The organism is Shewanella sp. SR44-3, from assembly GCF_014163735.1.
Classification (GTDB): Bacteria; Pseudomonadota; Gammaproteobacteria; order Enterobacterales; family Shewanellaceae; genus Shewanella.
In genome coordinates, this window is the sequence record NZ_JACJDV010000015.1 from 35084 (window position 1) to 46988 (window position 11905).

The 11905-nt window shown below is 44.1% G+C and carries 10 protein-coding genes; 9 read left to right on the plus strand and 1 reads right to left on the minus strand.

Annotation, left to right across the window (positions count from 1 at the left end):
• Window positions 1-61: 61 nt before the first annotated feature.
• Complete coding sequence (priA, locus tag H5073_RS09780) at window positions 62-2266, minus strand: primosomal protein N' (RefSeq protein WP_182679326.1); 2205 nt, start codon at window positions 2264-2266, stop codon at window positions 62-64.
• A 145-nt stretch (window positions 2267-2411) separates the two neighbouring features.
• Between priA and H5073_RS09785 the strand changes: the two genes are divergently transcribed.
• From H5073_RS09785 to mshL, 9 genes are all read left to right on the plus strand, one after another.
• Window positions 2412-3371 (plus strand): FimV/HubP family polar landmark protein, encoded by a 960-nt coding sequence (locus H5073_RS09785; RefSeq protein WP_182679328.1) that lies wholly within the window; start codon window positions 2412-2414, stop codon window positions 3369-3371.
• A 199-nt stretch (window positions 3372-3570) separates the two neighbouring features.
• Complete coding sequence (gene rpmE / locus H5073_RS09790; protein ID WP_182679330.1) at window positions 3571-3783, plus strand: 50S ribosomal protein L31; 213 nt, start codon at window positions 3571-3573, stop codon at window positions 3781-3783.
• Between the two features lie 407 nt (window positions 3784-4190).
• Window positions 4191-5432: a malic enzyme-like NAD(P)-binding protein gene (locus H5073_RS09795; protein ID WP_182679332.1), complete on the plus strand. Its 1242-nt coding sequence runs from the start codon at window positions 4191-4193 to the stop codon at window positions 5430-5432.
• A 171-nt stretch (window positions 5433-5603) separates the two neighbouring features.
• Entirely contained in the window at window positions 5604-7568 is a 1965-nt protein-coding gene (gene csrD / locus H5073_RS09800) for an RNase E specificity factor CsrD (protein WP_182679334.1), read from the plus strand.
• Window positions 7569-7762: 194 nt separating this feature from the next.
• Window positions 7763-8641 (plus strand): biogenesis protein MshI, encoded by an 879-nt coding sequence (locus H5073_RS09805; protein ID WP_182679336.1) that lies wholly within the window; start codon window positions 7763-7765, stop codon window positions 8639-8641.
• Window positions 8638-9249: a PilN domain-containing protein gene (locus H5073_RS09810; protein WP_182679338.1), complete on the plus strand. Its 612-nt coding sequence runs from the start codon at window positions 8638-8640 to the stop codon at window positions 9247-9249. The genes H5073_RS09805 and H5073_RS09810 overlap by 4 nt, the downstream gene beginning before the upstream one ends.
• Window positions 9246-9902: an MSHA biogenesis protein MshJ gene (locus H5073_RS09815; protein ID WP_182679340.1), complete on the plus strand. Its 657-nt coding sequence runs from the start codon at window positions 9246-9248 to the stop codon at window positions 9900-9902. Before H5073_RS09810 ends, H5073_RS09815 begins: the two co-directional genes overlap by 4 nt.
• Entirely contained in the window at window positions 9883-10206 is a 324-nt protein-coding gene (locus H5073_RS09820) for an MSHA biogenesis protein MshK (protein ID WP_310734241.1), read from the plus strand. The genes H5073_RS09815 and H5073_RS09820 overlap by 20 nt, the downstream gene beginning before the upstream one ends.
• Window positions 10207-10221: 15 nt before the next feature.
• Window positions 10222-11895, plus strand: a complete 1674-nt coding sequence (mshL, locus tag H5073_RS09825) for a pilus (MSHA type) biogenesis protein MshL (protein ID WP_182679342.1) — start codon at window positions 10222-10224, stop codon at window positions 11893-11895.
• The last annotated feature ends 10 nt before the right edge of the window (window positions 11896-11905 follow it).

Sequence of the window (11905 nt, forward strand, 5' to 3'; positions counted from 1 at the left end):
CGCGTATTTTAGCCGTTTTATGGGACTAATAGCTACGGCGAACTGATTTTTTATCGGTTTTTTACATTAAATCTTGTGGATCACGGTCAATACTCCAGCGGCAGCGCCGTCCTTCTGGCAGTGCTTCTATCTGAGACAGTGCTTGTTCAAACTCTTGTTGTAGCCTTTGTCTGTGCTTGGCTTGAAAAATCAGCTGGCGGCGATAACGCCCAGCCTTTCTATCTAGTGGCGCAGGCATGGGGCCAATGACTTCAAATTCATTATCTTGGGGCAATAATTTTGCCACTTGGCTTAAAAAGTTATCCGCATCTTCGGCTAGGTGAGCATCGGCTCGTAATAGCACCATGTTCCAGGCCGGTGGCAATAGTGCAAGCTGACGCTCTTTAAGCTGGCCACGGGCAAAATCACCGTAACCTTGGCGTAATAAATCCCTTAAAATAACATTGTCACTTTGACGGGTTTGCAGCAATACCTTGCCGGGTTTGTCGGCGCGGCCTGCGCGGCCTGACACTTGAGTGTATAACTGCCCAAAGCGCTCCGGAGCCCTAAAGTCTGCACTAAAAAGCGCGCCATCCACATCAAGTAGCCCCACTAAGGTGACATCAGGGAAGTGGTGGCCTTTGGCTAACATTTGAGTGCCGACCAGTATTTTGTATTCACCCTTGTGGATCCCCGCAAGCTGTTTCTCTAGCGAGCCTTTGCGTCTCGTGGTGTCTCGGTCGATACGCACCACTTTGTGCTGGGGGAATTCTGTTTCTAGGGCTTTTTCTAATTGCTCTGTGCCTATGCCGTGACCCATGAGCATGCTACTGCCGCAGCTATGGCACTGTTTAGGGATAGCATATTGATTACCGCAGTGATGACAGCAAATCTCGTTAAGACCTTGGTGCAGGGTAAAGTAGGCATCACAGCGGTCGCATTCATGTAAATGACCGCATTCATGGCACAAGAGTGCGGGCGCGAAGCCGCGTCGATTGAGGAATAACAGTACCTGATTACCGGCATCCAAATGCATGCGCATTTCGTTGATAAGTGAAGTGGACATGCCAGATTTAAGTGGCTGGCTGCGAATATCTATAATGCCTTGCTTTACTTTTTGCGCCGCACCGGCGCGCTCGCCAAGTTCGAGATGGCTGTAACGGCCACTTAAGGCATTTTGCAAGCTCTCAAGTGAAGGGGTTGCGGTGCCTAAAATTACCGGTATGTCTTCGAGCTGACCCCGCATCACGGCTAGGTCTCGGGCGTGGTAGCGTACGCCTTCTTGCTGCTTGAAACTCGCATCATGTTCTTCATCTAAGATGATAACCCCAGGGTGAGCCATGGGGGTAAATAGCGCCGAGCGGGTGCCAATAATAATCGCGGCTTGGCCACTGCGGGCCAAGCGCCAGGCATCCAACCTTTGGTTGTCAGTCAGCCCTGAGTGAATAACCGCCACATCGACCTTAAAGCGGCGCTTAAAGCGGCTGATGGTTTGCGGCGTCAAGCCGATTTCTGGCACTAGCACTAAGGCTTGTTTGCCTTGTTTTAGTTGAGTTTCTATCATAGCCAGATACACTTCTGTCTTACCTGAGCCTGTGATGCCTTCCAGTAAGGTGCAGGCAAAGCCCGTTTGCTGGGTTAATACCGAAACGGCTATCGCTTGTTGCTTGTTGAGCTTGTGAGGGGTTTCGCCTAAGGTGAGTTCATCGCGCCAGCTTAAGTCAACGCTGAGTTGTACTTGCATCCGCGTGACCCAGCCTTTAGTTTCAAGGGCGCTAAGGGCTGGCTTACTCAGTGCTAAGGCGTTAAATTCATCTTGGCTAAGGCTTTGGTCTGGTTGTTGTAGCAGTATTTCTAGTAAATTTTTTTGTGCTGGAGCGCGTTTTAGACTCAAAGGTTCGAGCTGTTTACCTGTCTCTGTGAGCTTGAAACGGGTGATGTCTTGCCCTTGGGTGTCAGCCCCTTTTCGCAAAGCAACCGGCAGAGCTTGGCTGAGCATTTGCCCTTGGCTGGTAAAATAATATCTTGCTGCCCAAAGGGTTAATTTATAAAGTGCTGTAGGTAATATAGGCTCATGGTCTAAAATGGCGCTGATGGATTTTATTTGTGCCGGTGGTAGTGAGCACTCATCGCTAATGGCTGTAATTAGCCCGATTAATTGTTGGCGTCCAAACGGAACCTTAACTCTCAGGCCAATATGCAGTGTTTGTGTAAAAGTCTCGGGGACGCGATAACTGAAGTTTTGTCGCATGGGGACGGGTAAAGCGAGCTCAACAAACACTGACATAAAATACTTTGGTGATGAATTTTGTTTCAGTGTAACCCTAATGCCTTGGGTTATAAATATATGATGGCTTATTGAAACGATTCTATTACCAATGTAACTCAGTGAACATCATTAATAAAAATAACTAACAGATAGGACAAGATAGATGCATAAAGGATTTATATTAAAAGCATTATTACTGGTTTATACCTGTCTATACCTGTTCCCTGTGCAGGCTAACGTTGATCATGTGAGCATAAATAGTCGTCAGTTCGAACTAGGCCAGCACCCACAATTAAAAGTTAATTTAGTGGCGGATAAAAACGAAGTCTCTAAATTGGCTTTTTATGTCCAACAAATGCAGGGGAGCGATAAACAGCAAGAGCAACTCATGGTAAGGCCTATCAATAACTATCTCTTGATGATGACGGGCACCGAAGAGGTTACGGATAAGCAGGCGAAATTAATAGTGCAAAGGTATCGTAGAGGCAGTTGGAATACGTATCTTGAGCTGCCGCTGTTTGATTCCCCTCATTCAGAGAAAAGTGCCACCTTGGTGCAATCACAAGCCATGAGTCAGAGCCTTGCAGATGTTAAGGCCCAAGCGGCACAAAACCCTGCATCATCTGTGACTCGTTTTGCTAATCACAGCGCAGAAGCGGCTCAGGAAAAAGCGGCTGTGCAACAATCCATTAAGGCAACAGTTGAAGCCGTCAAGGCAGATCCTGCTAATGACTCCCGTGCTTCTATTGCAACCCAGTCAGATAAGACTGCCACGGATAAAGGCGAGACTCAGGCTGTAGCTGGATCTCAAAGGGTAGAAAATAAAGGGGTTTGTTATTTACCTTATGAGCCAGGACAGACCTTATGGCGGATTGCGAATCATTATGCGCCTAGCTGGCGGGTGAATATTTATGGCGCCATGTTAGCCATTTATAATAGTAACCCTCAGGCATTTTCCGAAGGTGATATTCAGCGCTTAATGGTCGATGCAGAGCTTGTTTGCCCAACGCGTGGTGAGTTAAGCCAGTACTTAGATAAAGAGATTGATACCCTTAAATTTGAGATCCAGTTAGCCAAGGCGCAGCTAGTCAAAGAAAATAAGCTTAAAGATAAGCAGAATTAAATGTAAGCCCTAGGATACTCAGGTTTCTACCTAGGCATAAGCAAGCGTATTGAAGGGCTAGATAGCTGATAAATTCTACTTGTCTGCCATGGGGGCTTACTGTATTATTGCGCGCCTAAAACACTCAGTTATTAACTTCATGTGGTGTCCGACTTCGGGTTGGAAGAGCGACATGGCCTTCAATATAAGGTATCCCAAAATGAAACCAGGTATTCACCCAGCATACGCAGAAATCACTGCTACTTGTACTTGTGGCAACATCATCAAAGTAAACTCTACTGCAGGTAAGAGTCTACATTTGGACGTATGTGGTGCATGTCACCCATTCTACACTGGTACTCAGAAAGTTGTTGACACTGGTGGTCGTATCGACAAGTTCAACAAGCGTTTCGGTATGCTTGGCAAGAAGTAATAATTACTTCTTCACGATAAAGGCGCCTATGGCGCCTTTTTTGTTGAAAAAATTTCAGCTTTATTCGCAATCATATTCCGTATTTACACTTCTTAACGCTGTGCTGATATCATTTAAAATATTGTTATTTAGGCAACATTATTAACATGTTTTAAAACAAAATTGCGATATTTAGCATTAGATCTTGTTATAAAACTACATCTTTTAAGTGTTTGATTTTTAATATTATGCATAGCAGTATTGTGTGAGCTAAAGCCAGCACTATTAAACAAATGTGACCAGTAAATTTTTGATTTATAAAGCCTGATGTTTAGCGTATCTTTAAAGCCCTCAGTGGCAAGCTTGGCTTGCACTGGCTATATATTAAGACCTTCCTCATATTAATTGCTGCTTTTCAGGATGTTAAAATGTCAGATATTCGTCAACAAGCCCTCGACTATCATGAATTCCCCGTGCCAGGAAAAATGGCGGTTTGCCTCACTAAGCCGGCGCAAACTAGCCATGATCTCGCTTTAGCCTATAGCCCTGGGGTTGCCGAACCCGTTAGAGAAATTGCAGCCAACCCGGATAATGCCTATCGCTACACCAATAAAGGTAACACGGTTGCTGTGATCACTAATGGTACCGCTATTTTAGGTTTAGGCAATCTTGGTCCCTTGGCCTCTAAACCTGTGATGGAAGGTAAGTCATTGTTGTTCAAGCATTTCGCTAATATTGATTCTACAGATATTGAAGTTAAGCATTTGACCACAGAAAGCTTTATTAATACGGTTGAAGCCATCGCTGATACGTTTGGCGGCATTAACCTTGAAGACATTAAGGCGCCTGAATGCTTTGAAATTGAGCGTGAGCTCATTGCTCGCTGTAATGTGCCAGTATTTCATGATGATCAACATGGCACGGCCATAGTTACTGCCGCCGGCATGATTAACGCATTAGAAATTCAAGATAAAAAAATTGAAACCGCTATTTTTGTCTGTTTAGGTGCAGGAGCTGCAGCGATTGCCTGTATGAGCATGTTGGTGAAATGCGGCGCCCTACGTGAAAATATCTATATGCTAGATAGACAAGGAGTTATTCACACTCGTCGTGATGACTTAAATGAGTATAAGGCCCTCTTTGCCAACAATACCGACAAACGTACCCTGCAAGATGTTATTAAAGATGCGGATGTATTTTTAGGGGTATCCGGTGCTGATTTACTTACCGCTGAAGATATTGCGCTGATGGCCCCCAAGCCTGTGGTATTTGCGTGTTCTAATCCAGATCCTGAGATAAAGCCTGAGCTTGCTCATGCTATCCGCCAAGATTTGATTATGGGAACTGGTCGCAGTGATTACCCAAACCAAGTGAATAACGTATTGTGTTTCCCGTTTATTTTCCGTGGTGCTTTAGATGTACGAGCTTCATGCATTAATGATGAAATGAAACTTGCAGCGGTTTACGCGCTAGCACAGTTAGCTAAAGAATCTGTACCTGCAAGCGTACTTGCTGCTTACCCTAATGTGAAATCACTTGGTTTTGGCGCCGACTATGTGCTGCCTAAGCCTATGGATCCAAGATTACTGCCTAATGTTGCCCGTGCAGTCGCCCAAGCGGCGATTGATTCAGGTGTGGCTAAAATTACCACCTTGCCTGACTACCAATAACGACTTGAGGATAAATAACAAAAAAGGAGCTTAGGCTCCTTTTTTGTTTTCATTGTGAGTGGTTAATTATGCTGTTCAATATGTTAGTCTCACATAATCCCCATTACATCATTAATGTGATGGGGATTAGGCACCCATAACAAGAATAATATTCCTCAGGATAGCCGCGAGATGAAGCTCACTAAAATTCTAACTAAAAAACTAACCAGCTTTTGGCTGCTGTCTCTAACGGCGGTGGCTTTTGTGTTTTTGTTCTGCGCCAGCATCAGTTTTATTCAACTCACTTACAAATTCCAACAGCAGCAAGTGAAAGATCTGAGCACCTTAATGTCTGAGCAAGTGCAGCACTTTAGTCATCTTGAAAATGCCGCGTTAGATCTGGATGCAAAGCTTGATGGACAATGGCAAGCAAAGGCTCAGCTGTCCCATTGGCTGCCCCAGTTATTGGCAAGTTACCATACTGTGGAGTTTCGCTTATTTGAAGGGGATAAACTTAGGTATAGCTATGATAATCATCCAGAATATCAGCAGGGAGTGCGCTATAAACAAGTGTTAGATAAGCAAAGTCATTGGCGTATGGAGTTAATGCTGGTGCCGCCGTTTTATTTACATTCGTTAAGTTGGCAAGAATATTGGGTGTTGCTAATCGGTTTTTTGGCTATTTTTGCTTTAGTTTTCCATGGCCAGCGCTGGTTTGCACAGGAACTCGATGGCGTAGAAGAGCTTGCGGTGCGCAGTCATCTCATTTTAGATGGTAAATACGATCAAGCTTTAACCAGTGCAGGCCGGGGTAAGCCTAGATTAATTAATCGTGCTTTGACGCGATTATTAGAGCAGTTGCGAGATGCTCAGAGGGAGCGGGGCAGGTTCGATAAATTTATTCGCTCCAATGTGTTTCTTGACCCTCAAACTCGCATAGGTAACCAGTTATTTTTTGTTAATCGCCTCGATGCATTAAGCCAAGATCAAGTGATGATTGCCCATGGGGTGATGTACCTTATCGATTTTCCAGATCTTGATATTGCCCAGCAAGAAAAAGGCGATCAGTTTATTGGGGAGTTTTTAACTCAGCTGGTTGCCAGTATTAATCAGGCATTGTCCGAGTGTGGAGATAGCATTTTTACACGCAGAAGCTTTCAACAGTTTGCTATCGTGACCCCGCAGCTCTCGCTGGCTGAGGCAGATCAATTGGCTAATAAATTGCTAAAAATTTGCATTAGCCAGGCTGGTAAAGAATTTGCTAATCAGGATAATTTTGTCCATCTAGGTGCGGCGTTTTATCAAGCTGGAGACAATCAGCTGCAATTGCTCGAAGAGGCGGATATGGCACTCAAAGCCGCGCAGCTGCAAAGAAGCAATAATTGGTTTATGTACGACAAAGGCGCCGTGGATGAGGAAATAGCCAAAGGTTCGGTGCGGTGGCGCAGTTTCTTGGAATCTAGCCTGCTCAATAAGCGAATAATGAGCTTTGCTCAAGGGGTGTTTGATAGCGACAGACAGCTACACCATCAAGAGATATTCAGCCGTATTCGTGATAATCAAGGTAAAGATGTTCGTGCAACCTTGTTTATCCCTATGGCGAACAAATGTGGTTTGATGCCGCAAATCGAACGGCAATTATTGGAGCGAGTGTTTTTTAGTTTAATGCCGCAGAATAAAGCTAATTACAGTGTTAATTTAAGTTTAGATTCTCTCAGTAGCCGTGCATTTATGCGCTGGCTTAAGGCAACGCTATTAGAGCACAGACCCTTGGCGTCACGGCTTATTTTTGAAATATCTGAAGATATTATCGTTAAGCATCAAAGTCAGTTGACCGCACATTTAGATATGTTGAAAAAGATGGGCGCTAAACTGTGTGTTGATCATGTTGGTCAGCAAGTTGTGGGGACTCATTACATTCAAGAGTGTGATTTTGATTTCGTAAAATTACACAAATCTATTATTAGAAAAATTCATTTACGTTCAGAAAATCAATTGTTTATACGAAGTCTAATAGGTGGTTTATACCGCGCAGAAGTGCAAGTTTTTGCCGAAGGTGTTGAAAGCTTCGAAGAATGGCAAACTCTGCAGATCTTAGGTGTGAGTGCTGCTCAAGGGGAGTTTTTGGGTGAAGTAAAAGAGACTGTCAGCCCATAATTATACTGTGAATGTTTCTAAATAGATCAAAGATGCTATAGTCAATCTTGTGGTGAGAACGATAACATTTTTCTATAAAATTAAAAGATTAGTGGTTATTATGGGATTTAATTTCGCGGACAATATTGGCAGTTTAATCGGCTGCTTGTCTTAATGTTGTTAGCTTTGCAAAGCAAATGGAACAGGAACTTGGAATGGTCGAAGGATTTTTGAAAAAACTTTCTTTCTGGAAAACCAGTAACACAGATCTGACCTTGGGGGTGTTTATTGCCCAGTCCAGCCTATCAGTCTATCAAGCTGAGCAAGAGCAACGTCCAGAAAAAAGTCTGACAATTCCTTGTGTTGACGGAGATTGGTCTAAAGCTTTTGCTGCCATTACAGCCCAATTCGGCACAGCACAGCTAGAAATTGTGCTGGCAAACCATTATTACCAATTAGTGACGGCAGATAAGCCTAATGTAGCTGATGATGAACTGTCTCAGGCCTTACTATGGTCGGTTAAGGATATGGTGTCAGAGCCTGTCACTAATATTCATTTAGACTATTTCGAATCCAGCGCTGTTGGCGGAAAACTCAATGTGGTGGTGGCACAAAAAAATGTGCTTAGTCAGTTAGCAATTGCTTGTGATGATAACGGCTTAATCATCAGTGGGATTAGCATAGAAGAGCTGGCCTTTAGTAATCTGAGCGTTAATGATTCATTAGCCCACTTAGTAGTAAATCACCTTCCTGATAAAGAATTGTTACTTACTGTCATCAAACAAGGCGAGCTGATGATGCAGCGCCGTGTGCGTGGCTTTGCCAAATTGCATTTGGCAAAAAGTGATGAGCTCACAATGGGCATTGCCGATAACCTAAGCTTAGAAATTCAGCGCTCTATGGATTACTTTGAAAGCCAACTTAGGCAAGCGCCCGTGGCAGCTATCGAGCTGCTGATGGATGGTGAAAGCCAAGTGCTAGCTCAATTATTGGCGGCCAATTTTAACCAAAAAATCACCGCGGTGGCCCATGCCAGCATGGATACTCAGTTAGCTAAATTTGCTTTGGCTGAACAAGCAAGGAGGCTAGCATGATGAAAAACCGAGTTAACCTATACTCTGCGAGTTTATTGCCAATCAAAGTCAGGCTGAACTTCACTCGGCTGTGTTTTACACTTGGTGGAACCCTGTTGTTAAGCATGCTGATTAGCGCGATCATCTCTTGGCAATCACAAGGGTTAATGACCCAAATCAATAATGCTCAATATCAAGCTGATGAGCTAAATAGCCAAAAAACCACCCTAGAAGCGAGCATTGCCGCGCGCCAACCGAATCAAGCCTTGGTGAGGGAATTTGAACTAGCCGAACAAAGGTTGCAACTTAAAAAAGCCTTAAAAGGTGAATTGTTGCAACGCAATGCCGTGGTGACTCCCGGTTATTCGCAGTTGTTGACCGAATTAGCGGCGGCTAGCGATGCCAGTATTTGGTTAAGTCGTATTTCAGTGCAAGAACAAGTCTATGAATTCGAAGGTTTCGGACAAGCCCCCCAGAGTATTCCACAATGGGTTGAACGCTTAAAAGCCAGCCGCACCCTAAAAGGTTATGCATTCTCATCTTTGACTTTAGAGAGAGGGGAGAATATGCCTTTGGCGTTTAAACTCAGTAGTAAACCGCTTAATTTGAATAATGCGGAGGCCAAATGAAGCTACAGTGGCAGCAACTCGCAAGCAAGTTTAATGGGCTAAGCCAGCGCGAACGAGTATTAGTGGCGTGTGCAAGCTTAGTGTTGGTGATATTCAGTTGCTTTATGCTGCTTGAGCCTATGCTATTAGATTATCAGCAAAGGGCTCAGCACCTTAGAGATGTGCAACACTCGAATCAAATGGCATCCCAATCTATTGCAGTGTATCAAGAAGGTTTAGCTTTAGATCCCGATGCCGATTATAAGCAGCGTCTGGCTTCGGTAGAGAAACAGCTAATGTTTGTGGATGCCGAACTTAGCCAACAAATGGTAGATATGATCCCCGCTGATTATATGCCTACGGTGCTGGCGCAGCTGCTTAGCAAGGTTAAAGGATTAAAATTGTTAGGTTTTAATTCTTTGGCACCCCAAGCCTTACTGGGTGAGGATGATAATACCAAGCTAAATTTATACAGTCATGGCATCAAGTTAACTTTGGAAGGTGATTACTTTTCATTCTTGAATTTTGTTCAGGCAGTAGAAGCCATGCCAGATAAACTCTATTGGAAACGTTTAGATTATCAAGTGGATAAGCATCCTCAAGCTAGCATTGAGCTGGAGCTTTATACCCTAAGTATTAATAAGGATTTTATCAGTGTTGCTAAACATAACTAAAGCCAGCACTCAGTTTGCTTTAGGGGCTGCAGTCGTGCTGATGGCCTCTCTCGTTCATGGGCAAGCATTACGTGACCCGACTTTACCTGCTGGGCAGATGATGGATTCGGCTGAAAAGTCCCAGCAATCGAGTTTAGTGCTTAGCAGTATTATTAAAGGAAGCGAAAATTACGCAGTGATTAATAATCATATCCTGAAAGTGGGCGAGCGGATAGAAGGGCTTAAATTGGTGCACATTGGCCACAAAGACGTCACCTTCTCAGATGGTAGAAAGCTGACTTTATTTCAAGTAATAACAGAGTGATAGGATAATAATAACATGACCCCAATTCGATATTTAACCCCTCTGTTATCTCTGTGTTTAGTGGCTTGCCAAACCACAGATAGGCCAGATCCCAAAGCCAGTAAAGCTTCACTTAATGAATCTTTGCAAACCAGTGCCCAAGCAACGCCGCCTCCCGCTGCAATGCCTGGCAATGTGCAAAACGAATTGAGTGGTGCAGGCATCATGCCAGCGGTTTTATTGCCTCAGGAAAAACGTTTTGATGTGTCGGCTAATGATGTCGATGCCAAAGTATTCTTTTCCAGTTTGGTTGCTGGCACACCTTTGAGTGTGGCGGTACACCCTGATGTACAAGGCAGTTTATCTCTGTCTCTAAAAGGAGTGACACTTTCAGAAGTGATTGCGGTAGTTGAAGATCTTTATGGTTATGAGGTGAGCCGTGAAGGGCGTATTTTACGGGTGTTCCCTGCAGGGATGCGCACTGAAACTTTCTCTTTAAATTATTTATTTATGGAGCGAGAAGGTTTATCACTCACTTCAGTCAGCTCGGGGCGAATTTCAGACGGCAATGATAATAGCAGTTCAAGTTCAAATTCTGGCTCTAGCTCAAACTCAAATAACAATAATAGTGGCTCAAGCGGCAGTGGTTCTGAACAGTCCAATGGCACATTTATTCGCTCTGTAACCAAGTCTGATTTTTGGGGGGAGTTACAGCAAACCTTAGTGTCGATAGTGGGTAATACAGGTGGTGGCAGGCAAGTTGTGGTGACTCCTCAAGCGGGTTTGGTCACAATTAGAGCCTATCCAAATGAAATCAGGCAAGTAAGAACCTTCCTTGAGACTGCCGAAAGTCATCTACATCGCCAAGTGATCTTAGAAGCTAAGATAGTCGAAGTGACCTTGTCTGATGGTTACCAGCAAGGTGTGCAATGGGAGCAAGTCTTAGGTAAGACAAGGGCGCCTAATGGGGCTAATAGCTTAAACTCAACCAGCAGCGTCGACTTTAGCACCAGCAAAGGGACTTTTGGCGACACTATCACAGGCGTGATAGGTGGCGTGACTTCGTTAACGGTGAAGGGCACTGACTTTACGACCATGATAAACCTCTTGGATACTCAAGGGGACGTGGACGTACTTTCAAGCCCAAGAGTGACAGCCTCAAACAATCAAAAAGCCGTGATTAAAGTGGGCAATGATGAGTATTTTGTTACTAACGTATCCTCGACGACAGTGACAGGGACTAACCCCATTACTACGCCTCAAGTAGAGTTAACGCCCTTCTTCTCAGGGATTGCTTTGGACGTGACGCCTCAGATTGACAGTGATGGTAATGTACTTTTGCATGTGCATCCATCGGTGATAAAAGTCAGTGAGCAGATAAAAGATATTCAAATTAATGGTGCATCTTCAGAGCTACCTCTGGCTCAAAGTGAAATTCGTGAATCAGATACCGTTATTCGCGCCGCTTCGGGCGATGTGGTGATTATTGGCGGCCTGATGAAGAGTGATAATATCGAGCAGATTTCAAAGGTCCCATTATTGGGGGATATTCCTCTATTGGGGGAATTATTTACCAATCGCTCTAAACAAATGAAGAAAACAGAACTTATTATTATGCTAAAACCTACAGTTGTGGGAATTGATACTTGGAAAGATGAGCTTAAACGTTCTAAAGATCTGCTGGATCTTTGGTATCCGAAAAGCGAGTAGACATAGAGAC

What these genes read in the sequence shown, in the direction of transcription:
- H5073_RS09805 (WP_182679336.1), top strand. Translation starts at nt 7,763, where the DNA reads ATGGTCGAAGGATTTTTGAAAAAACTTTCTTTCTGGAAAACCAGTAAC.
- H5073_RS09795 (WP_182679332.1), top strand. Translation starts at nt 4,191, where the DNA reads ATGTCAGATATTCGTCAACAAGCCCTCGACTATCATGAATTCCCCGTG.
- mshL (WP_182679342.1), top strand. Translation starts at nt 10,222, where the DNA reads ATGACCCCAATTCGATATTTAACCCCTCTGTTATCTCTGTGTTTAGTG.
- H5073_RS09810 (WP_182679338.1), top strand. Translation starts at nt 8,638, where the DNA reads ATGATGAAAAACCGAGTTAACCTATACTCTGCGAGTTTATTGCCAATC.
- csrD (WP_182679334.1), top strand. Translation starts at nt 5,604, where the DNA reads ATGAAGCTCACTAAAATTCTAACTAAAAAACTAACCAGCTTTTGGCTG.
- H5073_RS09815 (WP_182679340.1), top strand. Translation starts at nt 9,246, where the DNA reads ATGAAGCTACAGTGGCAGCAACTCGCAAGCAAGTTTAATGGGCTAAGC.
- H5073_RS09785 (WP_182679328.1), top strand. Translation starts at nt 2,412, where the DNA reads ATGCATAAAGGATTTATATTAAAAGCATTATTACTGGTTTATACCTGT.
- rpmE (WP_182679330.1), top strand. Translation starts at nt 3,571, where the DNA reads ATGAAACCAGGTATTCACCCAGCATACGCAGAAATCACTGCTACTTGT.
- priA (WP_182679326.1), bottom strand. Translation starts at nt 2,266, where the DNA reads ATGTCAGTGTTTGTTGAGCTCGCTTTACCCGTCCCCATGCGACAAAAC.